19 protein-coding genes are annotated in these 24,349 nt (G+C 50.7%); 3 read left to right on the forward strand and 16 right to left on the reverse strand.

Going from position 1 to position 24,349, the window contains the following annotated elements; genetic code table 11:
* Nucleotides 1-152: 152 nt before the first annotated feature.
* Genes C1752_RS17585 through C1752_RS17605 form a run of 5 tightly spaced genes read right to left on the reverse strand, consistent with a single transcriptional unit; the run spans nt 153 to nt 5,135 of the window.
* Nucleotides 153-1,091 carry a bestrophin family protein gene (locus C1752_RS17585; protein ID WP_110987367.1) on the reverse strand — a complete coding sequence of 313 codons (939 nt, stop codon included), beginning with the start codon at nt 1,089-1,091 and terminating at the stop codon, nt 153-155.
* Nucleotides 1,091-1,990 carry a mechanosensitive ion channel family protein gene (locus C1752_RS17590; RefSeq protein WP_110987368.1) on the reverse strand — a complete coding sequence of 300 codons (900 nt, stop codon included), beginning with the start codon at nt 1,988-1,990 and terminating at the stop codon, nt 1,091-1,093. The genes C1752_RS17585 and C1752_RS17590 overlap by 1 nt, the downstream gene beginning before the upstream one ends.
* 23 nt (nt 1,991-2,013) lie before the next feature.
* Nucleotides 2,014-2,367, reverse strand: coding sequence for a DUF1622 domain-containing protein (locus C1752_RS17595; protein ID WP_110987369.1), 354 nt, complete (start codon nt 2,365-2,367; stop codon nt 2,014-2,016).
* 27 nt (nt 2,368-2,394) lie between these two features.
* Entirely contained in the window at nt 2,395-3,330 is a 936-nt protein-coding gene (locus tag C1752_RS17600; protein ID WP_110987370.1) for a mechanosensitive ion channel family protein, read from the reverse strand.
* A gap of 23 nt (nt 3,331-3,353) precedes the next feature.
* Nucleotides 3,354-5,135, reverse strand: a complete 1,782-nt coding sequence (locus tag C1752_RS17605; protein WP_110987371.1) for a mechanosensitive ion channel family protein — start codon at nt 5,133-5,135, stop codon at nt 3,354-3,356.
* 342 nt (nt 5,136-5,477) lie between these two features.
* On the opposite strand from C1752_RS17605, the gene C1752_RS17610 reads away from it, so the two are divergent.
* The gene (locus C1752_RS17610; RefSeq protein ID WP_110987372.1) at nt 5,478-6,575 is read left to right on the forward strand and encodes a rod shape-determining protein; all 1,098 of its coding nucleotides are present in this window, start codon (nt 5,478-5,480) and stop codon (nt 6,573-6,575) included.
* Here the strand turns inward: C1752_RS17610 and C1752_RS17615 are convergent.
* The 3 genes from C1752_RS17615 to C1752_RS17625 all read right to left on the reverse strand — a co-directional run bounded on the left by C1752_RS17615 (nt 6,520) and on the right by C1752_RS17625 (nt 10,840).
* Nucleotides 6,520-7,263 (reverse strand): phosphatase PAP2 family protein, encoded by a 744-nt coding sequence (locus C1752_RS17615; RefSeq protein WP_110987509.1) that lies wholly within the window; start codon nt 7,261-7,263, stop codon nt 6,520-6,522. The genes C1752_RS17610 and C1752_RS17615 overlap by 56 nt on opposite strands.
* Before the next feature lie 111 nt (nt 7,264-7,374).
* On the reverse strand, nt 7,375-9,444 hold the full coding sequence (locus C1752_RS17620) for a cation:proton antiporter domain-containing protein (protein ID WP_110987373.1): 2,070 nt from the start codon (nt 9,442-9,444) through the stop codon (nt 7,375-7,377).
* A 196-nt stretch (nt 9,445-9,640) separates the two neighbouring features.
* A complete protein-coding gene (locus C1752_RS17625) occupies nt 9,641-10,840 on the reverse strand; it encodes a winged helix-turn-helix domain-containing protein (RefSeq protein WP_110987374.1) in 1,200 nt (399 codons plus the stop codon).
* Nucleotides 10,841-11,103: 263 nt separating this feature from the next.
* Between C1752_RS17625 and C1752_RS17630 the strand changes: the two genes are divergently transcribed.
* Complete coding sequence (locus C1752_RS17630) at nt 11,104-11,604, forward strand: YchJ family protein (protein WP_110987375.1); 501 nt, start codon at nt 11,104-11,106, stop codon at nt 11,602-11,604.
* Between the two features lie 169 nt (nt 11,605-11,773).
* On the opposite strand, the gene C1752_RS17635 is transcribed toward C1752_RS17630, so the two are convergent.
* The 7 genes from C1752_RS17635 to C1752_RS17670 form a co-directional block, all read right to left on the reverse strand.
* Nucleotides 11,774-12,439 carry a hypothetical protein gene (locus tag C1752_RS17635; RefSeq protein ID WP_110987376.1) on the reverse strand — a complete coding sequence of 222 codons (666 nt, stop codon included), beginning with the start codon at nt 12,437-12,439 and terminating at the stop codon, nt 11,774-11,776.
* A 576-nt stretch (nt 12,440-13,015) separates the two neighbouring features.
* Nucleotides 13,016-13,303, reverse strand: a complete 288-nt coding sequence (locus C1752_RS17645) for a HigA family addiction module antitoxin (RefSeq protein WP_110987378.1) — start codon at nt 13,301-13,303, stop codon at nt 13,016-13,018.
* On the reverse strand, nt 13,303-13,581 hold the full coding sequence (locus C1752_RS17650; protein WP_110987379.1) for a type II toxin-antitoxin system RelE/ParE family toxin: 279 nt from the start codon (nt 13,579-13,581) through the stop codon (nt 13,303-13,305). Before C1752_RS17650 ends, C1752_RS17645 begins: the two co-directional genes overlap by 1 nt.
* Before the next feature lie 101 nt (nt 13,582-13,682).
* Nucleotides 13,683-16,106, reverse strand: coding sequence for an acyl-CoA dehydrogenase (locus C1752_RS17655; protein WP_110987380.1), 2,424 nt, complete (start codon nt 16,104-16,106; stop codon nt 13,683-13,685).
* A 64-nt stretch (nt 16,107-16,170) separates the two neighbouring features.
* The gene (locus C1752_RS17660) at nt 16,171-17,352 is read right to left on the reverse strand and encodes a thiolase family protein (RefSeq protein ID WP_110987381.1); all 1,182 of its coding nucleotides are present in this window, start codon (nt 17,350-17,352) and stop codon (nt 16,171-16,173) included.
* Between the two features lie 84 nt (nt 17,353-17,436).
* Complete coding sequence (locus C1752_RS17665; RefSeq protein ID WP_110987382.1) at nt 17,437-19,848, reverse strand: 3-hydroxyacyl-CoA dehydrogenase/enoyl-CoA hydratase family protein; 2,412 nt, start codon at nt 19,846-19,848, stop codon at nt 17,437-17,439.
* A 44-nt stretch (nt 19,849-19,892) separates the two neighbouring features.
* Nucleotides 19,893-21,938: an AMP-dependent synthetase/ligase gene (locus tag C1752_RS17670; RefSeq protein WP_110987383.1), complete on the reverse strand. Its 2,046-nt coding sequence runs from the start codon at nt 21,936-21,938 to the stop codon at nt 19,893-19,895.
* Between the two features lie 774 nt (nt 21,939-22,712).
* Between C1752_RS17670 and C1752_RS17680 the strand changes: the two genes are divergently transcribed.
* Nucleotides 22,713-23,447, forward strand: a complete 735-nt coding sequence (locus C1752_RS17680; protein ID WP_199464436.1) for an LmeA family phospholipid-binding protein — start codon at nt 22,713-22,715, stop codon at nt 23,445-23,447.
* Between the two features lie 109 nt (nt 23,448-23,556).
* Here C1752_RS17680 and C1752_RS17685 read toward each other — a convergent pair whose 3' ends face one another.
* Nucleotides 23,557-24,255: a glutathione S-transferase family protein gene (locus tag C1752_RS17685; RefSeq protein WP_110987386.1), complete on the reverse strand. Its 699-nt coding sequence runs from the start codon at nt 24,253-24,255 to the stop codon at nt 23,557-23,559.
* Nucleotides 24,256-24,349 lie beyond the last annotated feature (94 nt).

Raw genomic sequence — 24,349 nt, forward strand, 5'->3', positions numbered from 1 at the left:
GATGCCCACCGCCAAAGGAGAAAGTGTTATCAGCCAACCCGATATAGCGGTACGCATATTGATGAGGATATTAAAATGGTTGAACACCATGTCCGCTCAGGAAGGGCTGCCCTAACTCAGACGCGTATTGCTCTATATCAATGTCCTAGGCTCTAGCTTGCGGCCTGCAGATTTGGTTCCACTATCGGTGAGTCAGTATTGCCACCCAAGGCCAGAACGCCTTCGACATTGTTAACAATGGTGGTGCAGATGTCGTCCAGCGGTAGGTCATTAGCGTTGCACCCAAATGGATTCTCTAGCTCACGCCCCACTTCTTCTACGCCCAGCAGCAAGAAGCTGACAATAGCCATAATGGGGACCGACCACCAGGTTAATTCAGGAACGGTTCTGAAGGGCAGACCAATGCAGTAAATCAAAATCAAACGCTTCAGAAAAACACGATAGGCAATGGGAATAGGAGTGGTAATAATCCGTTCGCAGCTGCTTACGCCTTCAATAAGGCTGTTGAGCATGGCGTTGGCATTGGCCACTAGCGTCTCGGTTACTTGACCTGCCTCTAGCTGCTGCTGGAGATAGCTGCGAATCCAAAACGCAATGTCGAGGGGACAATGCTTTGAGGTCTTGAGCTGTTCTGCTTGCGCGGGGGTGATTAATGCTTTGAGTTCATCGCTGGGGGCTTCGCCACGCAGATGGAGTTTGGTTGCGATCGCAAAGGCAGACAGCAGCCGAATCGCGTCCCGTTTCTCAGCCGGATCGGCATCCACGCCAATCTGTAGTTCACGGGCTAGGTTGCGAATGTTAACAACCAACGCCCCCCAAGCCTTGCGACCTTCCCAAAAGCGGTCGTAGGAGGTGTTGGTGCGAAAGACAATCAGGAGGCCAAGGACGAGGTTGAAGATCACATTCGTGGTCAGGCCGCCCAGCTTTTCTAGGTAAATTGGATACTCTAAGGCATTGATGAGGGCAATAAAACCCGCAAAGCCACAGAAAGCAAGAATTCGCGGCAAAACCATCAGCACGACTGAGCCCTGAAGCTGAAAGGTCGTGGCAAACCAGTTGGGTTTCTCTAACTTATCGGCGGCGATCGCCATTAATTTTCTCCTTGCTGAGCGAGAGTCTGATCACCGCTTTCCATGTGATCATCAAATTTCTCTTGGTCAAACATATACACCGTCCGAATCGGGTAGGGAATCGAGATGTTGTTGCGATCGCAAGCCTGCTTGAGTGCAATCATCACCTTCGTCTTAATTCGTCGTACCTGGGCAATTTGGGGCGCGGTCCAGTAGCGAACCACCAGATCAATCGAGCTATCGCCGAATCCCACAATATCGACTTCAGAAGACGGGTCGAGATGGATTCCTTCAATATCATTGAGGGCATTTAAGAGCGTATCCCTCGCCATTGGCAGAGGCGTATTGTAGTCCACGCCAATTTCTAGATCCGTCCGGCGCTGCGGCTTTTTCGTCAGCACCTGCACCGGACTCGTGAACACAATGGAGTTGGGCATCACAATCAGCTCACCTTGATAGGTGCGAATCTGAGTTGAACGCAGCGCGATGCCCTCTACGGTGCCTTCGTAGTCTTCAACGATAATCTGATCGCCTAAAGAAAACGGCTCCTGTAGCAAAAGCAGAATCCCGGCCAAAAAGTTTTTGAAAATATCCTGGAAGGCAAAACCAATGGCCACAGAACCTAAACCCAGCAGGCCAATGATGTCTCCCAGCGCTAGCCCAGGAAATGCTGCGATACAGGCAACGAGGATACCCACGGTCCAGGCCAATACGAAGCTCGTCTGTGAGATCAGCAGCCGTAGCGATGTGCTTTTGATCGCCTGTGCCGCCACCCGCGAGGCCACCCGTTGGGCGACACCGGCCAGATACCGTGTGGCCACCAAAATGAAGATGCCGAACAGAAAGCCAGGTAAGGTGGCAACGCCTTTCCCTACTAGCTCTAGCAGGGTTGTCTTGATCTCTGACAGAAATTCGGTCATGGGGTTTTAAAAAGAGGACAGACTTACGACTTTGCGATTGCTCTTTCCAAGAGTAAATTGAGAGCAGTCCGAACGCCAATGATAATGGCTAAGCGTCCGATATCTTCCCACTGACTCGAAATCATGGTTTTGAGAATGGTGGCTCCAATTAAAAAGCTGAGTCCCAAAGAGAAGGAGTAGCCCATTTCTAGACGACTCTGCTGAAAAGCAGTTTGAGTGTGGGGCTGCAGAAAAGCATTTTTAAGGAAGATAAAGAACGCTTTGACCACACCCGTCAAAATCACGAATAGAGCCAATAGCTGACACACGCTGGTCAAAATACCATTGAGGATAACAACAGTAATCTCTAAACTCATCGAAACGGATTCAATCGTCATGGCTTATCGCTGTCCTATACGCTGTGCCTACTGACCCAGATATTGACTATTCCCCTGATTGGTGAGGCTCACGTTAAAGGTTGGTGTTTCGACTAGATGGAATGTCGCAGAAGCCAAAGCAACCTGCCCATCTGTCTTGTCAATCTCATCTAAGATTTGGGTAAACAAGAGATCTTTCGTGATGCGGCGCTTCTTGAAGTTGACAACGTAGCGAATCGTGAACTCCATCCAGTTATCGTTGGCCAGCAGAGTGACGGTGGGTTCGACTTGGGCATCTTCAATCAAAAACTTTTTGACCATCTGATTCCAGTGCTTTTGAGCTTTGGCTGAGTATTCGCCGACCTGCTCTTTAGCAACCTGCTGCAAGATTCGACGGGCCAAACGATGGTCGCAGCCATATTTGACCGGAATTGTAATCTCGTCCCACAGAAACGGGAAGTCTCTAGAGTAGTTGTAGACGGGTTCCTTGAAGACAAAGCTATTGGCCACTCGGACAATCCGGCCACTGTAGAGATCGGCCTTTACCCAGGCTCCACACTCCATGAGCGTCGTGCGCAAAATGCTGATGTCAATCACGTCTCCGGTAATGCCGCCAACCTGAACGCGATCGCCCGGTCGGTAGAACTGCCCCAGCGAAATCGCGGACCAGCCCGCTAAGCTGGCAATCACCTCCTGTAGTGCAAAGGCAATTCCGGCACCCACGACGCCAAAAATCACCGTCAACTGGCCAAGACTGTCGCTAAATACGCTGGCCGCGAACAACAGCATCAGCAGATAGCTCACTAAAGTAACTAGCTTACGAGAGCGATAGCGGGTATCAGCACCTCGAATGTAGTGAGAGAGTGAGGCGCTAATCGCTCGAAAGATAATTGTGATGACGATGATGCCAATTAGAACCTCTGCAAGCTGGGGGAGAAAGGGGTGAGCGAGAAGCGGCCTCAATGGTTCAAGAAATTGCTGCATTGTGAGGTTGAGTAATATATCAGTTACGGAGAGGGGGGATTGGAAGACTCGTCGACCGGCGGATGATGATCCTGTTTGAAGAAGTTTGCCAGCGGCGAGATCCGAAATCCAGGGACTTGATAGTCCTTCGGGAAATACTCTTCTGGGACCGCCAGTTGATTGCCATCGCGGGCGGCAGAATAGTGCGGCGACAAAATTTCGATGCCGACCTCATTGCACTGATCCTGTAGATGCTGATGCAGCTCTGAGTAAATCTTCGCCATGATCGCTGGGTTTCGGGTGTAGGCGTTGAGTTCATAGCTGACGTAAAAGTCATCCAGGCTCGTCTGGAGCACAAAGGGAAGCGGATCTTCCAGGATGTGTTCGGTGGCCTGAGCCGATTTGATCAAGACCTTATGTACTTTACGCCAGGGCACGTCGTAACCCAGCGTAATCGTCGTGTGCAAAATCAGCGGGGGCGTCTTGGGATCGCGGACCGAGCCACTGTAGTTGATAATGTGGCTCCCCAACACCATGGCGTTCGGGATAGTGACGATCACGTTCTTAATGGTGTTGATGCGGGTGACCAGCAGGGTTTTTTCCACCACATCGCCGATAGAGTCGCTAATTTTGACGCGATCGCCCACCACGAAAGCCCGCGAATAGGTCAAGATGATCCCGGCTACAAAGTTCGCCACCGCGCCACTGGAACCTAGGGAAAACAGCACGCCGATGAAGACTGAAATCCCCTGAAAAGCTGGCGTTTGGGCACCTGGCAAGTAGGGGAAAGCAATGGTGGCGGCGAGGGCAATCACTACAAAACGCACCAGGTTGTAGGTCGGCTTTGCCCATTCAGGATAAAAGCCTGGGATATTGATGACACCACGGCGAATTTGAGTGAAGAAGAACCGGATCAGCCGCAGGGTATAGTTCGTTAGGACGATAATCAGCCCCAAGAAGAATAGATTGGGTAGGTAGGTGACAATCTGCCCCCAAAATCGCTCCAGAGTCCAGCCCATGAACTTAAAGAGTCGCCGTGCCGCTCCCTGAGTCCAGGGGAAAAAGCTCAGAATCAGGTTGAGGTAGATGATCCCGAGTAGTACAAAGACCGTGAGCCTTAGAAGCTTGAGTACCTCTGTTAGGACATCAACCACGCGGTCAGCCGGAACGATCTCAGCCCTGAACAACCGCAGTCCCCGGATGCGATTGCCCTGCCAGGTTCTGAGATTACGGTTGAGGATGGCGATACTGCGGTTGGCGAGGGTGAAGAGGCCCACGGTGACGATGGTGAGCAGCGTGGCATACAGCAGCCCCAGCAAAATGTTCTGAAGTTGAAAAGACTCTCGGTAGGCTTGGACGGCGGCTTTAATATCGCTCAGATTGGTCTCTGCAAGCTGCTGCCGGGTGGTGTTGGCGGCTTTTGCATCGGCATCTAAAATCGTGACGAGGGTTTCGTTGTCGATTCTGATATCTGTGGTTTGCGTCTGCTGGTTGTCAACAATCGTCAGCGCGTCAACTTTGAGATCGTTGCGTTTTGCCAGCTTTAGTAAGCGTTCTGAAATAGTTTGGGCCCGAAACTTGGGCGAAAAAGACCCCACCCCGGCTTTAATTTCAAAGAGCTGCTTCCCCTGCAGAACCACCCAAGACTCTAATGACTCTGGCATTGTGATTACGCCCGTGGGTACCGGTTCTGGCGAGATCGCAGGTGCCGCAGAGGGCGAGGGGCTAGGGTCGGACTGAGCTAAGGCCGGAGGGCAAAGGGTGAGTGCGATCGCAAGTAAAGCACCCCAAAATCGAGCACGACCGAGCCAGGAAGGAAGCATCATAGTGTCAGCTCATACGGGGCACAAAATCTTACTTTAGCGTCCTACAACACGCACCTGAATCCAACTCTATCCTGGTCTGCTAGAGCCAAGTAGACATCAAGTGTCGTCAGCGCTGGCTGCTGCCCCATATGCGTTAAACAGAAGAAATCCTTAAATTCGGCTATCCAAGCCCTGCTCTATCTCAGGACTGATGGCAGATCACAAATTTCTACGTTTCAATAGAGATAAGGGCTTTGACTTGTGAGTAGTCAGGGCGCATCTTTCGCTTATTCTTCTCTAACTTTTCGTCAAACGAACGGTCGTTTTCTCTACTGAACGCCACTCCCCTACGGGTACCTCATCATGACCTACACCATCCCCCAGGCAGCTGGCTGGGACTCGCCAGCCATGCCATCTAAATCTCGATCTTGGCTGCAATCTCTAAAACGCTTCGGTCGACTATCCTATGACATTGGGATTGATTTAGGAACATCAAACACGGTGATCCATATTCCTGAGCAGGGCATTGTGGTGCGCGAGCCGTCGATCTTGGCGATGCAGGCAGAAACGCAGGAGCCACTCGCCATCGGTGCCGGTGCGCGGCAGATGCTGGGACGCAATGCCAGCGATGTGAGGGTAGAACGTCCCATCTGTAATGGTGTGGTGGCTGAATTTGATCTGGCTAAGCTGATGCTGCAGCACTTCTTGGAGCGGGCTGGCGCTCGCGTCTTGAATCCGCGCATTGCCGTTGGCTGCTCCAGTGGCGCTACCGAGGTCGAACGCTGGGCCTTGACTGATTTAGTACTACAGACCGGCGCGCGCAAAGCCTATCTAATTGACGAGCCAATTGCCGCCGCAATCGGAGCGGGTTTGCCGGTTAATCAACCCATGGGTAACTTGATTATTGATATGGGTGGGGGAACTACTGAAGTCTCCGTTGTCAGCCTGTTGGGCATCGTGGCCAATGCTGCGATCCCGATTGCGGGGAACAGTCTGGACCAAGCAGTTAAAGACTATTTTCGACACACCCACGACCTGCGTATTGGGGAGTTGATGGCTGAGAGTCTGAAGATCAAGTACGGCTCTGCGGTGCCGGATAATGCCCTCGACAATACCCCTGTTGAAGTCGTGGGCCTGCTGTTGCGTACGGGGCTTACAGGAACCGTCAAAATTCAGCGCGGGGATCTACGGGCTGCCCTAGCTAAACCCTTATCGGCCATTGTGAAGACCGTTAAACAGGTTCTGGGTCAAATTTCGCCAGAGCTGATGTCTGATATTTGCGATCGCGGTTTGTTATTGACTGGGGGCGGCGCTCTGATCCCCGGTCTTGACGCGCTGCTGCGTCAAGAGATGGGCCTGATGGTTCACATTGTCGAGAATCCGCTCGACAGCGTGGCGATTGGAGCTAGTTCGGCTCTGCAAAATCGTCACTACGAAAACGTTCTTCATTTGGCCTCTTAACTTGAGGGGAGCGCAGTTTCTGGAGCTTCAGCAGCGTGACGCAGATGCTTAACCACAGAAAGCCAATGCCATAGCCGCCCATAATATCGGTGGGCCAGTGAACCCCGAGATACAGCCGACTGAGGCCAATAGTGCTGATCAAGAGACTGGCAAGACTGTAGAAGACCACTGAAAATCGAGGGTAGAGGGTGGCTAACACATAGGCAAGAAATCCATAGAGGATCATCGATCCCAGTGCATGACCGCTGGGGTAGCTAAAGGTTGTTTCGTTGATCAGCTGCGGCCATAGCTGAGGACGAACTTTGCCGAAGACGAGCTTGAGTCCAATACCCAGAATGGCTCCACCGATGCAGTTCAGACCAAAAACATAGGCTTCAGCTCGATGGCGCTGCCACCAGAGCCATGCAAAGCTGCCCACTGAAACCGGCACGACAATCACAGGATTGCCAAGGTGGGTAATCGTGAGCATCACAGCATCCAATGTTGGATTGGCAAACTGGTGAATCCAGAGCAGTGTGGTTTGATCAAAGGCAAAAGCTTCTTGCTCTAGCACTTCGTTAGAGAGCTTTGCGATCGCAACCAGAACGAGCAAACAAGTGCCTAGCCCCACCGTGCCCAGTGTCGCGACCAGAGTTCTCAAAGGGGAATGAAAGCTGCGGACCCAAATATTGGCAAGCCTCTTCAGCACTTGTTCAGGCATTAATCAGTAGAAATCTCTTAACGGCAGCCTTGACGCACTCATATCAGGCAACCCCCACCCTAACAGGATTTTCAGAAAGGATAAAATCGCCACAGGACTTTATCCACGGCGCTGGGGGTAGGGTTCGTTCACTAGAATCACAGAGCCAGAGAGCTGCTCTAAAAGCGTTCGGGTGCTGGTTCCCATGCGAAAACCGTTGCTGAATTGACGTTGCGATCGCAACATCACTAAATCATAATCCTCTGCAACCCGAGCAATTACAGCCATCGATGCATCTTCTACAATCACTTGAATCTGCAGTTCACCCCCGGCAGTCGGTAACCGCGCCGCTAAAGTCTCCAGCTGTTTTTGAATGCGGGTGCGGTGGATCTCAGAAGCGCGAGGGCTGCAAACGTGCAGCATCGTAACCTGACAGTGATTCGCCACCGCCAGGACCTGGGCTAAGCGCAAAACTCTCAACATATCTGGGCTGGGATTTTCAATTGGCAGCAGAATTGTTTTGAACTGCACAGGGGAAGTGAGCAACCGTGCCACCACTACCAAACAGTGCGCCATTCGCATTACATCATCCTGAACAGAGCCCAACAAGCGGGCCCCTAACCGTGATGATTGCCCCATACCCAACACAATCACCTTTGCCTCTTCTTCCCAGCCGACATAGCTAATGGCCTGAGCGACATGATGGTCAAGACGCAGCCGCGGAACCAGCGGTACATCAAAAGACTGACTGATCGCCTCTGCTGCCTGCAGTCGCCGACGACAGTGAAGCATGGATCGCTCTAGCTGTGGCGCATCCATATTGGACTGAGCCAGGGCGATCGCTAAGGGCACAACTCGACCTTTTTCGTAGCTCGCCATGAGTGCAGCTAGCTCAATTAAAGACTGCTCTGTTCTGGGGTTATAGACGGGCACCACCACCGTAAAAGACTCAGAAGCATGGCTAGGGAGAGGGAGCCAATCAAAGGAAAGATCCTGGGTCAAGCTCGTCTGGGCCGCGAGCTGGCGAGCAAATCGAGTGGTCACCAGCGGTCCCAGAATCGATGTCACTAGCATCAGCAAGATGACGCTGTTGAACATCTGAATATCAATAATGTTGGCTTCATAGCCCACCAGCGCTGCTGCCAGCGTCGCCGCCACCTGAGGGATTGACAGCGACCACATCATCCAGAATTGGGGCCAGCTATAGCCAAAGAGCAGTTTGGTGCCGAGGGACGCCAGCATCTTGGTCAGCAGCAAAGCCCCCACCACCACGAGCGGTAGCTGGATAGAGGCGAAGATGCCACCGAAAGCTTCGAGATCTAAAAGCAGCCCCATGTTGATAAAAAACATGGGAATAAACAGCACGCTGCCTAAGAACTCTGTCTTTTCTTTGACGGGGCCATCTCCGATCACGCTGTTGATCGCCAGTCCGGCCAGGAAAGCGCCAATGATATTTTCGACCCCAATGAGTTGTGCCACCACCGCACAGAGAAAAACTGCAAGCAGCACAAATAGGAACTGGTTGCCTTCATCTTGGCCCGTCTTGCGAAAAAAGAAATGCCCAAACCGCCGGAGACCCACGAGCACCGCAAGGGTATAGGCCGTCAGAGATCCCAGCATGATCACAAGCTTGAGGAGAGTAAAGTCCCCTTGATTAACACCCAAACAGATCGCCAAAACCAAGAGGGCACCGATGTCAGTGAAAATGGTTGCTCCGACGGTAATCGTGACCGCCTCATCTGCCATGACGCCGAGCCGCTGGATAATGGGATAGGCCAGCAGCGTATGCGAGGCGAGCAAAGAACCAATCAAAACGGCAGCTAGCCAACCGAAGTTGAACAGCAGTCCCACGGCAATGCCGCCCACCATGGGAATTGCGAAGGTCAGCAGCCCAAAACTGAGAGAGCGATTGCGCGTTCTCTGAAACTGCTCTAAATCAATTTCGAGCCCCGCCACAAACATGAGGTAAATTTTGCCCATCTCAGACAAGAGCTTCATCGTCTCACTGTCAGACTTGAGCCAGCCCAGACTGCCGAAAATCACCCCTGCCACTAATAACCCGACCAAGCCGGGGAGCTTCAATCGCTCAAAGATTGGCGGCGTCACTAGAACAATGGCTAGCAGCAGCACGAACGTGGCAATCGGTTCACGAAGGGTTTGGGCGGCAGACTCCACCAGCAGTAAATACATTGGCCGTTGAGATGATGGGGCAAGCCGCACAAGCTGGCGGCGTACCTTTAGCTTAGGGCTACCGTTCGCGTTGAGGAAAGCTCTCTGTTAACAGTGGTTTATGCCGTGTTTCTCTGTCGGTATTCATTAAAGGTGAAAGAGTCCATTTAGAGTGGTGCTGTTGCGATACGTCTTTGCTTCTTGAATCCGCATGGCTTCATCTCGTTAAATCATTGATCAGAGTCTGCAACTCCGGTTGAACTTTTGCTGGGGAGGTTTTGTGCAGCCTGAGCTTGTTGCAGTGATTGAATTGCAGGAATGATTCTAATTCCTTTCGCAAGGCAAGGAACAACGCATCAGTTCTCAAGACCGTGGGTTCCAATGCGAGATGATGAATATGCAGTAGTGACTCGTTCCTCTCATTTTTACAGTCCATTCGAGCGACCAGCCTTCCATCCCAAAGAATGGGTAGAGAGAAGTAGCCATATTGGCGTTTGGACTTAGGGACATAACACTCAATTAGATAGTCAAATCCAAACAGCGCCTTCATACGCTGGCGCTGAATGACAAGATTGTCGAATGGCGAGAGTATTTTGAGTTTGCTGCGGGCCAACGGTTTACTGAGCAGCTCCAGTGAGGCTGGCAACACATGGTAGAGCGTGCCAGCGACACAAACCAGTAGCAGCTCTCCGGTAGAAACCATGTCCTCCAAGGTCGCAGAAACAAGCGGCTTTGTGTCCTTCAGCAAATAGGCTATTTCGGCAGACTGACCCAAGCCATTGGCGTACAAATATCGCGTAATCAGAAATCGGGCGTATTCCTCTGGCTCAGGCATGGTGGTGTCGGTACCTTCTGGCAGTACCCGCTCGGTGAGATCATAAACCTTGTGAAAGTTGACACGGCACGGCACCATCAGATCCCCCTGCATAAACAGATATTCCAGGGCGCGTTTGGCTGGTTTGGTTTTCCATTCACCGATCTTTTTACCGGTATGCTCAAAATCTTTGGCCATTAAAGGGCCTTCGGTGGCAATGCGCTTCAGCACCCATTTCAACATCTGCTCATCGCGCTCATACCAGTGACTCTGCTTACCAGTTGCAAAAGCACGTTTGCGAGGCAGGCTGAACCGGTAGTCACGAAAGGGTAGGTAGGCAGCCGCATGAGACCAGTATTCAAAAACCTGTTTGTCGGCAAGCAACTGCTCGAGCTGAGACGCCTTATAACGAGGATTGCGATTCCATAGGGTGTGGTGATGGGCACGCTGAACGACGGAGATGGTATCGATCTGGATATAGCCAAGGTGTTCAATCGCCGATAGTGTCGCTGCAGATGCATGACCGGCTTGATTCCTCGGCGGCAGCCTCTGTGATAGCAGAACCAGCTTTCTGGCTTGTTGAATGGAGAGTGATTCTTGCATAGGATAGCGGTCTCCAGCGAACCGAAAGCATCAAAATCGTGCGGATACGCAGAGATTGTATTGTTGCAGAACGGTGAAGTTGAACGACGTGCCCCTATCTGTCATATCAGTTGATAGTCTTACTCCCGAAGCATCCGTTCAAGCGCTAGGCACTGAGAGGTTCGTAAGCAAATGGCTTCTATGATGAATGATGGTGCGTTATGGCTTTGGCCTAACACATCCTAGGAGATTGAAAATCTAGCGTTATCTGTCGAAATTTAACCATGCCTATTTCTGGCGATCGCAACGCCTCGATACCTTGCCCCTGTGGCAGTCAAAAGTTATTGACCCAGTGCTGTGGTGTGTATATACAAGGACCGTTTCCTGCCCCCACTGCGGAGAAACTGATGCGATCGCGCTACTCTGCCTATTGTCTCAAAAATATCGATTACTTATTCAATACCGAACATCCCAGCCGACGCCAACCCAATAGCCGACAATTGATCTCTGCTACTGCCAATAATGTGGCTTGGCTGGGTTTAACTGTACTCGCCACCGAAGCTGGACAACCCGAAGATGAAGCCGGTGTTGTTGAGTTCGTCGCGGTGTACCAAGAAGGGGAATCTGCGGCCCAACTCCATGAGCGATCGCGCTTTATCAAAGAAGAAGGTAAATGGTTTTACACCAATGGAGATATGTTGCCACCCTTCCAACCGAAAAAGAATGAACCCTGTTGGTGTAAAAGCGGCAAAAAGTTTAAACAGTGCCACCGCAAGAAAAGCTAACGAATTAAAATCAGGGGCGTGAGCGAAAATTTAAAACGCCCAGCGAGTAGCGTGATTCGAACGTTCCTTGCATTCTTGGTTAGAAATGCAAAAAACGAGTAAATCATAGAATTGTAAGTGATTGACCCGATCTGTATATTACGAAAATCATTCTGCACAGCCACAGCGTCTATTCAGCCACTCTATTGATAAAGTCCCTAATGTCTGCTGATCTTCTTCCACTATCTTCAGTTGTCCAAGCAACCGTCATATTAGCAGCTTTCAAATACCTGATAAGCCTAGCAATATCATCAGGATTCCCTTCAGTGTGAATATATAACTTTCTGAGTGTTTTTTCGCGTGGCTTTCCGTTAGAAACTCTTTTCTCACCAATCAAGACTGTTTTATCCTCGTCTAATACAACTTTATCAGGGAGACTGGGTCTAATCTCCTGCCAATTTCTTCTTAAATTCACAATCTTTTCCTTTAATGAAAGCGACGTGGGAAAGGAAGAATTTAAATCATTCAAAAATTTTTGCAATTCAAATCTTGACATTGAAGGATTGCCGGTAATCCCAAGTTCTTCTTTAATTTTATTTTCTTGCCAAGGCTTTATATACACATCGAACTTTTTGTGCATATGATTGCCATATAATTTCAAGTTCAGCATGTATCTGGTATTGCGCAAATACACAAAAAGTTGATCATATGTTTCGGTGTCTTCATCATCAAAAAACATCAAGAGCAGAAATCGTCCTTTCCCATTTTCAACTTCAAAGGCGAGGGTCTTCTCTTCTCTCTCTATTGCTTCAGTAAATAGCGGAAAAAGTCCTGTTAAATTAAATGCGTCTGACACATAATACTCCCAAATCAACTTATCAAAATCTAACTATTAATTATACGGATGATGCCTGATAAATCCGGCTGGAGGGGTATTATCCGCCAACTACCGTATAACTCCAAAATGCGGACATTATCAAGTTAACGACTGATAAACGCAGAGCCTGTTCGGCAGTTTGGTCAGGCAACACTACGCTCTTTTCTTAAGCATTGTGCTATACCTAATGCCTGCTTCAGTGCCTTATCAGCCTTATTTTCCCAATCTGGGTCCGAGATTTTGACTGTCACTTCGGGAGATCGGGTTTTAAGTTCCTGATAGATTGCGTGAACTGCAGGAGTGCCCTTAAGCTCCCATCGCAGAGTAGTAAGCTGCTGCTTATCTAGAGAAGTTAGGTTCGAGTGAGCCATATCTCATAAAGCCTATTAATCGCATCGTAAGTATGCTTACCGTTCCACGACATGTAGCCGCTAGTCAGGGACTGAGTGATTGCTCGTTAGTAAGACTTAAAGATTTTTGAATACGTTTCAGTCTTTGCCGACGAATCTCTTCATCAAATTTACTATTAATTGAACATCCAAGCTCTGAATTAGACTAGGCAACCGATAAGCGTTTAACTTCGATACTGCCAACCGCTTGTTCAGCTTGCCAGAGGTCATACTGCATTTGTTGGTTCAGCCAACTTTCTGCAGAAGTATCAAAAGCCTTGCCCAATCGAATCGCCATTTCAGGACTAATCCCTGCTCTACCGTTCAGAATTGCAGATAGGGTCTTACGGCTGACTCCCAGCGCTTCAGCCGTTTCAGTCACGGTTAGATTGAGGGGCTCGATACAAAGCTCCTTAAGTACTTCTCCAGGATGTGGGGGATTATGCATTTTCATCAGTGGTAATCCTCAAGATTGACATCACAGGCATCAACGCCATCGAAAGTAAATGTAATTCGCCAATTTCCAGAGACTCTAACCGACCAGGTACCTTTCCGTTGACCCACTAGCTCGTGGAGAACGAGGCCGGGTAAATTCATGTCTTGTGGGGAGGTTGCAGCATTTAGACGAGCCAAAATCATCCGAATTCGCTTAACGTGCTTTGCCTGAATCCCTCGGGTGGTTCCTGACTCGAAAAACTGCTTTAGCCCTCGGTGCTTGAAGCTGGCTATCATTCATGAATTGTAACCCATAACGTTACTAGTTACAGGCCACAAAAATGATAGCGACCAAAGTAGGTCTGGGTATCATGGCTAATCACCAATGTTCAGAATGCTTAGATAGCATTTGAAAACACAGGAGTCTTACGATTTTTGTATCGCTGTTGATACTCCTCCAGCGTAAATGAATCAACTTGGATCATATCGGTGCGTAGTGTTTCTGCTTCTTGAATCAGGGCGGCATCCGTCTCACTAATGAGACCTGCCTCTAAGGCTGCATTGATCAGTTGAGCCGGTTTCGCTTTGGGCAGCTTCCCTAACTTGATTGCACTTTTAACAGCTTTCGCAACAGGTTCCGCCTGAACCGATAAGCGCAGTGCTTGCTCCAGCCGCCCCAATGGTTCCTCAGGATGGTTGGGGATGTGAATATTGGCAGTGAGGCGATCGCGTCCCTCTCCCGGCGTTTGCAAGATCTGAGCCACCTGATGCCCCAACTGATCCGACGGCAATGTCCCTATCGGATTCAATTGCCACCAGCTCAGCACTAAGCCACCCAACAGCAGCGATAGATTACTGACAATTCCTTCAACCGCCTCCTGGATTTGAGCCAAGGCATACTGCATCGACCAGTGGACTAACGGTAAATCCTCTACCTGGCGTCCCTCCGCTTCAAACCGCCGCAGTGTCGCTGACCCCAGATACATCCAAGAGAGTATATCGGCAAAGCGCCCCGTCAACGTTTCCCGCCGCTTCAGGGAACCGCCTAACGAAAGCATGGCTAGATCGCTGAGATTGGCAAACGTCGCTGAAGCCCAAGCCAGCTTGCGATAGTAAATCGCAGTTTCATCTTGAACCGGAGAATGCACCAACCGCCCCTGAGTCAGACTTAGCAATCCAGCTCGAATCCCGCTGCGAATCATCAGACCCAGGTGGGACCAAAAGGCCTGATCAAAGGCGGCCACGTCCGATCGCTCCAGTGCCGAAATCTCCTCGTAGATATAGGGATGGCTGCGAATGGCTCCCTGACCGAAAATCATTAGCGATCGCGTCAATATATTCGCCCCCTCTACCGTGATTGCAATGGGCATCGCTGTATAAATATTCGCCAGCAGATTCCGAGGACCGCGACAGATACCCGAGCCGCCCAAGATATCCATGCCGTCGATGACGACTGTTCGAGCGAGGTCAGTGGTTTGAGACTTTGCGATCGCACTGACAACCGCAGGTTGCTCCCCTTGATCCACCGCGCCACAGGTATACAATCTTGCGGCGTCAACAATATACGTTAATCCCCCAATGCGAGCGAGCGGTTCTTCAACCCCTTCAAAGCGACCGATGGATAGCCCAAACTGTTTACGCACAACAGCATGAGCACCAGCAATCCGAGCGACCAGTTTTGTCACACCCGTACAGGTAGCCGGGAAGCTAATCCCCCGACCCGCCGCTAGGGACTGCATCAACATCTTCCAGCCTTGACCGGCTTGCTCAACGCCACCGATGATTTGCTCAACAGGGATGATCACGTCATGACCTTCTAGGGGCGAGTTGTAGAACGGGACGCCCATTGGATCGTGGCGACGATTTTGAATGACGCCCGGTGTTTCTGTAGAAATCAAGGCGCAGGTGATGCCGGGGTGTTTACCTTTGCCGAGGAGATTATCAGGATCGTGGAGCTGGAAGGCCAAGCCTAGGAGAGTTGCGATCGCACCTAAAGTTATATACCGCTTCTGCCAGTTCAAACGGATATAAAGCTGGTCATCTTCGCCCTTAAATACCACACCACTAGAGGTAATGCTGGCAGCATCTGATCCGGCTTGGGGTTCCGTCAGGGCAAAGCAGGGGACCTCTTCTCCAGATGCTAAGCGGGGTAAATAGTTATCTTTCTGTTCTTCAGTCCCGTAGCGCAGCAGTAGCTTAGCAGGCCCCAATGAATTAGTAACGCCCACTGTGGCGACATGGGTGAAGGAGCGCGAGGCAAGTTTTGCCATCACAGCGCTGTAAGCCAGATTAGAGAAGCCAAGACCGCCATGTTTTTCGGGAATCATCATGCCAAAGAAACGTTCTTGCTTAAGGTATTCCCAAACTTCGGGAGGGAGATCCTGGCGCTGGTAGATTTCCCAATCACTTGCCATGCGGCAGACCTGCTCAACGGGACCGTCTAAGAAGGCTTGGATCTCTGGCGTGAGTTGTGGATAGGGTTCACTGAGAATACGCTGGAAGTCAGGCTTGCCCGTAAAGAACTCACCATCAACCCAAACATTTCCGGCTTCAATAGCCGCTCGTTCCGTCTCTGAAATCTTAGGAAAAAGCTTCCAGTCATGGATCAATTTCATAATGGGAGATGTAACCAGCCTGCAACGGAGCAGTGGAATATTCATCACCATTACTAAAGTCACGAAGACAGTCCAAAGCCAGACCGGCGCGTTGAGTGCGCCTAAAACAGCAGCACCATAAAGTGCCCAGATCCAGAGGGGAACGCCGATATACCCAAGCAAAATGAATGCTACAAGCAAGGTCGAAAAAGTGATCAGGAGCATCATGAGGAGGTCTCCTAAAGTAATTGACTGAGGAAATAGAAACAACGAAAAAGGTCGAGGGAAAACGCTAAAGCATCAAGTTCTCAAATACTCCTGCAGCACCCATGCCGCCACCAACGCACATGGTCACGAGACCATAGCGAATGCCGCGCCGCTTCATTTCATGCAGTAACGTCGCGGTCAACTTCGCCCCCGTACACCCCAACGGATGTCCAAGTGCGATCACACCTCCATTGACGTTCACAAGCTTTTCGTCCAGCCCCAACTTACGAATCACCGCCAGGGACTGCGAAGCAAAGGCTTCATTGAGTTCAATCAGACCTATATCGCTGAGCGATAGACCCACTTGCTTCAGAACTTTAGGTACTGCCTCCACCGGGCCAATTCCCATCATTTCGGGTGCAACGCCAGCAACGGCAAAGCCAATTAGCTGTCCCATCGGTTGAATACCCAGCTCCTGCACGATGCGTTCACTCATAACCACTGTGGCTGCAGCTCCATCTGACATTTGGGAAGAGGTTCCTGCTGTCACTGTGCCATCGACCTTGAAAACAGGCTTGAGTTGGGCTAGGGCTTCTAAGCTAGTGTCAGCTCGTGGACCTTCGTCAATCTCGAATAGTGTTTCTGTTGACTGGGTTTCGCCATTTTTATACAACGTTGTTTGTACAAGGAAGGGAACGATTTCATCCTTGAACCGGCCCTTTCGAATTGCAGCTAGAGCTTTTTGATGCGATCGCAACCCGAAGGCATCCTGATCCGCCCGCGAAATACTAAACGCCTCGGCAACATTCTCCGCCGTAATCCCCATCGAGAGATAAGCTTCCGGGGCCTCAGATAGCAGTTCTGGATTGGGCGCTAAATCATGCCCCCCCATCGGAATCAGGCTCATGGACTCGGCCCCCCCAGCAACCATTACATCCGCATGTCCCGCGCTGATGGCCTGTGTTGCCATTGCGATTGTTTGCAAGCCAGATGAACAAAAACGGTTGACCGTACACCCAGCCACTGAGTGAGGAAGTCCAGCCCGCATTGCGATCACGCGACCCAAGTTGAATCCCTGTTCCGCCTCTGGGAAGGCACAACCAAAGATCAGATCATCAATGCGATCGTGCTCTAGCTGAGGAACCCGTTGGAGTGCCCCTTTCACCACAGCCGCTCCCAGATCGTCCGGGCGACTATTTCGTAGCGTACCGCGAGGAGCTTTGCCGACGGCAGTACGGACGCTGCTGATAATATATGCGTTATTCATAATCGTCCCCTTGTCCAGTCATCATCTATATACGAGGTAGAAAAGGTGAGGAAGATGCAGAGGAGAGTTATCTCCCTCACCCGACTAATTCCTCAGTGGCTTCTTCGTTCTCAACGTATGCATGATTCGCTCTTGCGTTTTCTTCTGACCAAATAAAGGCAAGAACATCTCCCGTTCTAAACCCAACAGATAGTCATCTGATACCATCGATGGTGCAGACAGGTCTCCCCCCGTAATTACATAGGCCAAACGGTTCGCAAGGAAGCGATCGTATTCAGAGATGTAGCCCCCCTTTTGCATCAGATACGCTGCCGTCTCAAACAAAGCGCGGGCCGGTTTTCCCAGTACCTTGATTGCATTCCGCTTCGGCGGCGGCGCATAACCTTCATGGTCAAGGCGCAAGACTTCTTCCTTCGCGACATAAAGACGACGGTCGCTATTCATCACAATCTCTGCAGTTGGGGGCAGATATCCCCACTCCTGGGCTTCATAGGCACTGCCCGAGACCTTGGCTGTGCCGATAGTCTCAAAGGCTCGCTTCAAGAACGGCTGAATATCGCTGGGGTCATCCGTGGCCGCATGTTCCGCTGCCCAGGTTGCCATCGTCATAATGCCCCCAGCACCCGGAACTAGGCCGACGCTCAGCTCAACCAAGCCAATGTAGGTTTCAGCAGCAGCTACGACATGAGGGCAGGCCATTACAAGTTCACAGCCACCGCCCAGAACACGCCCGCGAATGGCTGCCACAATGGGTTGTGGGAAGTAATGAAGCCGCAGCATCAGGGCTTGGAAGCGATCTAAGAGCTTTGCGATCGCACCATGCTCACAGTCGGCAAACACATTGACCCGATCTTGATGTGAGAACTTCACCATATCGGCGAGGTTGGCCCCAGCCGAGAAATGCTCACCGTCGTTGCCAATCACCAGACCGCAATAATCGCCCTCTTCAATCAGATCGAGTGCTTCAGAGAACCCATCAACGACCACCCGGCTGAGAGTATTCCCCTTTGAGCGAAACTCAAACAAGACCACACCATCGCCTATATCCAGCAGAGCGGCCTCGGAATTTTGCCACAGCGTTCGAGTAGGGTCGACCTTGAAGGGGGCCAAGGTGAATTCGTCGCGTGGCGTTTCTATTGGTCCATAGCCGCGCTGAGGTTGATACACAAAGTGGAGAGGATGGGGGGATTGGGTGAGATCCTCTTCCTCGCGGCCAATCTCTTGATAGAAGCTATGGGCACCGGCCCACTGCATCTGCTCAACCCAGCTCGGGACGGCAATGCCCGATGCCTGCATATCCTTGATGACAGTTTCAAACCCCAACACATCCCACATCTCAAAGGGACCGAGCCGCCAGCCAAATCCCCATCGCATGGCGCGATCAATCTCACTAGGGCTGTCAGCAATTTCAGGAATGCGGTGAGCGCTGTAGCTAAGAATCTTTAGGGTTGTTTGCCTGAAGAAAGTTCCTGCTCGCCCTGTGTCTTTGTAGAGAGCCTGGAGGCGTTCCGGTAGAGATTTGATTTTTGCGATCGCATCCAAGCCCCCCAGATCTATGGGCCGAGCTTTTCGGTAGTTAAAGGTCTGAATATCCAGCGACAAGATTTTGCCGCCTACTTTTTTATAAAACCCCTCACCCGTTTTGGCCCCCAGATAACTGGCTTCCACCATTTGCCTCAAAGTCTGAGGCACTAAAAACACATCGCGGCTTTCATCGTCAGGAATCATCGGATACAGATTCTCGGCGACGTAGGTCAACGTATCGAGACCCACTAAATCTGCTGTCCGCAAAGTTGCTGACTTAGGACGGCCTACGAGTGTGCCGGTGAGAATATCAATTTCTTCGATGGTGTATCCCTGATCAGTCAGTGCTCGAATTCCCAGCAGACTCACAAACAGGCCAATCCGATTGCCAATAAAGTTGGGGGTATCTTTAGCAATCACCACCCCTTTGCCCAAATGGAGGCGACCAAACCACTCCAGCCGCTTCACAATCTCTGGATCAGTTGTAGATGTAGGAATCAGCTCTAGCAGCTTTAGATAACGTGGCGGATTGAAGAAATGCGTCCCCAAAAAGCGCTGCTGAAAGGATTTTGAACGCCCCTCAGCAATGGCGTGAATGGGTAAACCACTGGTGTTAGTAGACACCACCGCGTCCTCACGGATGAAACCATCAAGGCGGGCCATGAGCTGTTGCTTAACGTCTAGCTTTTCAATCACTGCTTCAACCACCCAGTCCACGCTGGCGAGTCGATGCCAGTCTTCTTCAAAATTCCCGAGAATGACGCGACGAGATGTTTTTTCTGTAAAGAAAATCGGCGGCTTTTGCTTGAGCCCTTTTTTGAAGGCAGCTTCCACAAGGGCATTTTTGCGATCGCCAGCAGCAGGTAAATCCAGCAAGTAAACAATCAGACCTGCGTTGGCAAGATGGGCGGCAATCTGGGTGCCCATGACACCTGCGCCCAGAACTGCGGCGGTGCGGAACGGTTTAAACATGACTTCAAACCTCTTTCTTATAAATAGTTGGAAATAAAACGCTTCTAGGAGGTTTCCAGCGTAAGCGTCGGGGATAGGGAATCGGCTGGCAAAGCTGGCTCGGGCTTCACCACCACCTGAGGAGCCGTAGCATACATCGCCTCAATGTCTGCCGCGAAAGCGGCACAGAAAGCCTCTCGATTGATTTGCCGTGTAGACGTCAGCAAGCCATTGGCGACGGTGAGGGAAGCATTGATCAATCGAAATTTTTTTGCCGTTGACCATGACGGCAGCGTTTGATTTGCCGCGTCAACCAAGGTCTGATACTCGGCAATCACCTGAGGATGTTCTAACAACGCCTCAAGATGAAGCCAAAGGCCAAGCTCTCGAGCCAATTTATGAATCTTACCCAGCCTCGGAAAGATCAGTAAGGCGCAGTAGGGCCGCTGATTACCAACGGCAACGGCTCGCTCAACCAGTGGTGACTGCATCAAGTGCCGCTCAATCCATTCAGGAGCGACATATTTGCCGATGGACAGCTTAAATAGGCTTTTCTTGTGGCCGGTAATTTTTAAAAAGCCTTCGTCCGTCAATTCTCCGTAGTCGCCGGTATGGAACCAGCCGTTGGGCTCAATGGCATTCTGGGTTTCCACTGGATTTTTGTAGTAGCCCTTCATGGTGTAGGGCGAGCGGGCCAAAATTTCGCCATCAGATGCGATCTCAACTTCAACCCCCGCAATCGGAACCCCCACAGTCCCGACCTGATTCAACGCCCCCCGATTGACGCAAAGAACTGCACTGGTCTGAGTGAGACCGTAGCCCTGCAACACCGGAATCCCCGCAGCAGAGAAGACCGTGGCTAACTCTGCTTTGAGTGCAGCTCCCCCACAGAGCAAATACTTCAAACGGCCGCCAAACCCCTCTCGCCACTGGCGATAGACCAACTGATCCGCCAGCTTCCGCTTCAGAGAGTACAGCCAGCCGGACTGCTGTCCTAGCTCATAGCGCTGCGCTAAATCAATAGCCCACTCGAGAATCACCTGCTTAAAACGAGGCATTTTGCGACCGCGTTCTTGAATCTTTTGATAAACCTTTTCTAGTAGGCGCGGCACCGTAGATAAAATCGTCGGCTTGACCTCTCGCAGATGCTTGACAATCCGCTGGGGTGTCGTGAAATAAACGCTATGGCCGTAGCTAAGATGCCCGTACAGCATCACTCGTGCAAAAACATGAGTCAGTGGCAAAAAAGACAAAACCCTCTCCTCAGGCCCCGTATTAAGACCGGGCATAGCGCTAAAGGCCGCTAGAGCATCACCCGCTAAATTTTCATGCGTAAGCATCACGCCCTTGGGCCGTTCACACACGTAGGGCGCACTGGGCTTCAGCCGCTGCTGCAGTGCTGCTACCATCCGAAAAACGGGCAGCACTTGACTTCTAAAAGCCTGACAGCGACCTGTGGGGCCTGCAACATACACAATCGTCGCCACGTCCTGCGGAGCAATCTCAGCCCGCAGAGCCATCCTTGTTTGCTCAGAGAACTGCTCCCTTCCCCATGCCCGGACTGCGGCCAATGGAAAAAGCTGTATCTCTTCCGGCAGAGATGCCCGTAGAGCCACCAGATGATCACTCGAAACCGAATCATCTAAGCCATCAGCCACGATCATAAATTTGAGATAGGACAGCTCACACAAGCAGGGAGCCACCTGCTGTAGAACCTCAACACTAGAAACAACCAGAGCCGTTGCTTCACTGTGCTGCAAACTGAACACCATATTTTCAGGCGTCTCACCCATATAAATCGGGACGTTGACCAAATGGGCCAGCAGACAGCCCATATCCGCAAGACAGAAGTTAACGTCACTGTGCATCAACAGAGCAATCCGATCGCCCTGCGATAGACCCATCTCCCTCAGCCCCAAAGCCAGCTCTTCGACGGCAGTCCGAAACTCTTCCGTCGAGAGTGCTTGCCACCCCCCTCGGGTCCAGGTGTTGAACGCTTGAGGATTAGGATTATGTTCACAGGCTTCGTCAATCAAGGAGGGCAATGTGCGCCCCAAATACACCTCACGAGCAGTGGAAGGTGCACTATCAACCTTTTGCGACGTAAACATTACAAGCTAGAGCAGCCTAGCGCTACTCCCTCCGATAAACGACGCTGGCCCTGCCTCACAGAGGAACCAATTGCGCTCCATCGATATATTTGCTTCTGAAAAAGCTTCGCCAGTGTGATCGCCGTGTTATTGAATTAACGCTATCTGCGGTGATGTTGAAGCGTAGCTTGAGTCACGTTGATTTCTATCAATGCAGCACGTGTTTTTCTGACTGCGACCCTAAAGTGCCTGAGCAACATAGCACGATCACTTTTAAGGTATATTTGAAGTATAGCATATATCTATACGCATGCCCCAAAATCAACTGTGCATAAGAATTCCAGAGCACGAGTTAAAAATACTCGATCGGTACGCAAAGAAGGCCAAGCGAACCAAGACAGATATTGTTCGTGAGTTCATTCGCTCCCTAAAAGAGTCCGACAAAGGCGAGCGTGAGTGATCCACTTGTTAATGGTTAAGTGTTGAGGTCGTCCGCACAGAGCCATTGGCGTGCTTCTTGACGTCCCACCTCAAGCATTAGTAAATCTCACGGGACTGGTAGAGGTAGGTCAATGGCTACGGTCCCCCTTTCTGTCAACAGGCCCTTTGTGGGGGGCGGTACCCAATTAGCACTCGTACTATACAAGTGCATTGATTGACATCTCTTATCACAAAATTAAATAATTTTTAATAATTTGCCGAAATATTCCGTTACATTTCTGGATGGATACGCTAGGCTAAAGGCTCACCAGCAAAAGTAATAGACCTATGATTGCTAACCTACCAGTGCCTACTATGACTGCACCCCGTCAGCGCGGCGATCAGCTTGTCAGCAAGGTGGTTGAAACCGCCGTTGCTTCATTACTTAAGCAAACAGAGAAGCTAGAGGTTAAAGTCAGGGCTGAACCGGTATCAAAGCTGCTGCAGGGCAGTGTTGACGGGTTTGACTTCTCAGGTCAGGAGCTATTGATGCACAGTGGTCTCAGAGTTGACCGGATGGAGTTTTATCTACAGGCGCTCTCCATTGACTTTGGCTCTATCTTGAGGGGCCACGTCAAACTCCGGCAGCCGACACAAGCTTCAATGCGAATTGCGCTCACAGAAGACGATCTGACGGCCTCATTTAACACAGATTTTCTCAAGGAAAAGCTCCAGCAGCTCTCTTTTGAGGGGCAGCCCCTGATGTTCGAGCAGACTCAAATCACGATTAATGATGAAGATCAGTCGCTGAGGATGCAAAGTTGGGTGCGCAAGGGGCAGGCCGAGCAACTTTTTGAAATAGACATCACAGCTCGCGTGGTGATTGAAGATCGGCATCGGCTGAAATTTGTCGATGTTAACTGTCGTGGTGATCAAGGGTCTGTAGAGCTAGGCCAGATGCTAACTCAGCATGTGAATAATCTGCTTGATTTAGACCAGTTTTCTTTAGAGGGCATGCAGCTTCGTGTGGATCAGCTGCGACTTAGAAATAAGCAGCTCACGCTATATGGTGTTGCCCACATTGAGAAATTTCCCCAGAGAAATGCTTAATGTCATGCATTGAAGCTGCTAGGCAGATTCTCACCTAACGACGTCAAGGGAAGCGCGCATAGGTCTTCATATTTAGCGGAGGCTACAGCGGTCTTGTGCCTTCCTGAGCTTATGCGTAATATCTCGCCTGCATTCTCTGACAGTAGGCCGCCAAGTTCTCTAACTTCTCAGCCTTATCTCTCAACGGTGAGGTGAGGGTTTCATTTAAGATATTTGCCAGCAGGCTATAGGCGGAGGCATCTAGGGTCGTAGGCTGGTCGCCCATGAAGAAAGGTTTCTCGGCTAAGAAATCAGAGAGAGCCTGCAGATCGGTTGCGCCAATCTGATAAACTTCAGCGGCTGTATGTCGTCCCATGCCGTGGCCTTTGAGATTTTGGATCACGCTCTTTCGGGCAATTTTAGGCACAAGTAGTTTGATGATTGGAGGCAGGCCAGAAAAATAGACCGCCTTCGTTTTCAGCCAGTTCTCTTCGTCAATCCAGCGACTATACACTAAAGCCCAGTAGAGGTTTTCTTCGATGAGGCGGCGCATGGCAAGTGCGATCGCAACCTCAGCAGCACTTAAATGTTCATCAACCCGATCACCATAGGTTGTCTTCAAGTACTCAAGTATCAGATTAGAGTCAGCAATAATCTGGCCATTATCTTCAATGTAAGGGAGCTTCCCTTTAGGAGCTTTTCGCACATCGGCACTGGTATCGCTCTTGTACTCAATGCCAGTCATCCGCAGATAGGTTTCTAGCTTCATACAAAAGGGACTTGCGTTGGGCAGCCCCCAAGCAGGTTCAAATTGATAGAGAGTTAGCATCTTGCCTCCATGAATACTCAGTCGCGAGACTCTGTGATACCAGTAACATCGGTATCAACGCTGAGGAGAGAAATTGATACTATATGAGTATACA

It is taken from the genome of Acaryochloris thomasi RCC1774, assembly GCF_003231495.1.
Lineage (GTDB): Bacteria > Cyanobacteriota > Cyanobacteriia > Thermosynechococcales > Thermosynechococcaceae > RCC1774.

What these genes read in the sequence shown, in the direction of transcription:
- C1752_RS17585 (WP_110987367.1), bottom strand. Translation starts at nt 1,091, where the DNA reads ATGGCGATCGCCGCCGATAAGTTAGAGAAACCCAACTGGTTTGCCACG.
- C1752_RS17590 (WP_110987368.1), bottom strand. Translation starts at nt 1,990, where the DNA reads ATGACCGAATTTCTGTCAGAGATCAAGACAACCCTGCTAGAGCTAGTA.
- C1752_RS17595 (WP_110987369.1), bottom strand. Translation starts at nt 2,367, where the DNA reads ATGACGATTGAATCCGTTTCGATGAGTTTAGAGATTACTGTTGTTATC.
- C1752_RS17600 (WP_110987370.1), bottom strand. Translation starts at nt 3,330, where the DNA reads ATGCAGCAATTTCTTGAACCATTGAGGCCGCTTCTCGCTCACCCCTTT.
- C1752_RS17605 (WP_110987371.1), bottom strand. Translation starts at nt 5,135, where the DNA reads ATGATGCTTCCTTCCTGGCTCGGTCGTGCTCGATTTTGGGGTGCTTTA.
- C1752_RS17610 (WP_110987372.1), top strand. Translation starts at nt 5,478, where the DNA reads ATGACCTACACCATCCCCCAGGCAGCTGGCTGGGACTCGCCAGCCATG.
- C1752_RS17620 (WP_110987373.1), bottom strand. Translation starts at nt 9,444, where the DNA reads ATGTATTTACTGCTGGTGGAGTCTGCCGCCCAAACCCTTCGTGAACCG.
- C1752_RS17625 (WP_110987374.1), bottom strand. Translation starts at nt 10,840, where the DNA reads ATGCAAGAATCACTCTCCATTCAACAAGCCAGAAAGCTGGTTCTGCTA.
- C1752_RS17630 (WP_110987375.1), top strand. Translation starts at nt 11,104, where the DNA reads ATGCCTATTTCTGGCGATCGCAACGCCTCGATACCTTGCCCCTGTGGC.
- C1752_RS17645 (WP_110987378.1), bottom strand. Translation starts at nt 13,303, where the DNA reads ATGAAAATGCATAATCCCCCACATCCTGGAGAAGTACTTAAGGAGCTT.
- C1752_RS17650 (WP_110987379.1), bottom strand. Translation starts at nt 13,581, where the DNA reads ATGATAGCCAGCTTCAAGCACCGAGGGCTAAAGCAGTTTTTCGAGTCA.
- C1752_RS17655 (WP_110987380.1), bottom strand. Translation starts at nt 16,106, where the DNA reads ATGATGCTCCTGATCACTTTTTCGACCTTGCTTGTAGCATTCATTTTG.
- C1752_RS17660 (WP_110987381.1), bottom strand. Translation starts at nt 17,352, where the DNA reads ATGAATAACGCATATATTATCAGCAGCGTCCGTACTGCCGTCGGCAAA.
- C1752_RS17665 (WP_110987382.1), bottom strand. Translation starts at nt 19,848, where the DNA reads ATGTTTAAACCGTTCCGCACCGCCGCAGTTCTGGGCGCAGGTGTCATG.
- C1752_RS17670 (WP_110987383.1), bottom strand. Translation starts at nt 21,938, where the DNA reads ATGTTTACGTCGCAAAAGGTTGATAGTGCACCTTCCACTGCTCGTGAG.
- C1752_RS17680 (WP_199464436.1), top strand. Translation starts at nt 22,713, where the DNA reads ATGACTGCACCCCGTCAGCGCGGCGATCAGCTTGTCAGCAAGGTGGTT.
- C1752_RS17685 (WP_110987386.1), bottom strand. Translation starts at nt 24,255, where the DNA reads ATGCTAACTCTCTATCAATTTGAACCTGCTTGGGGGCTGCCCAACGCA.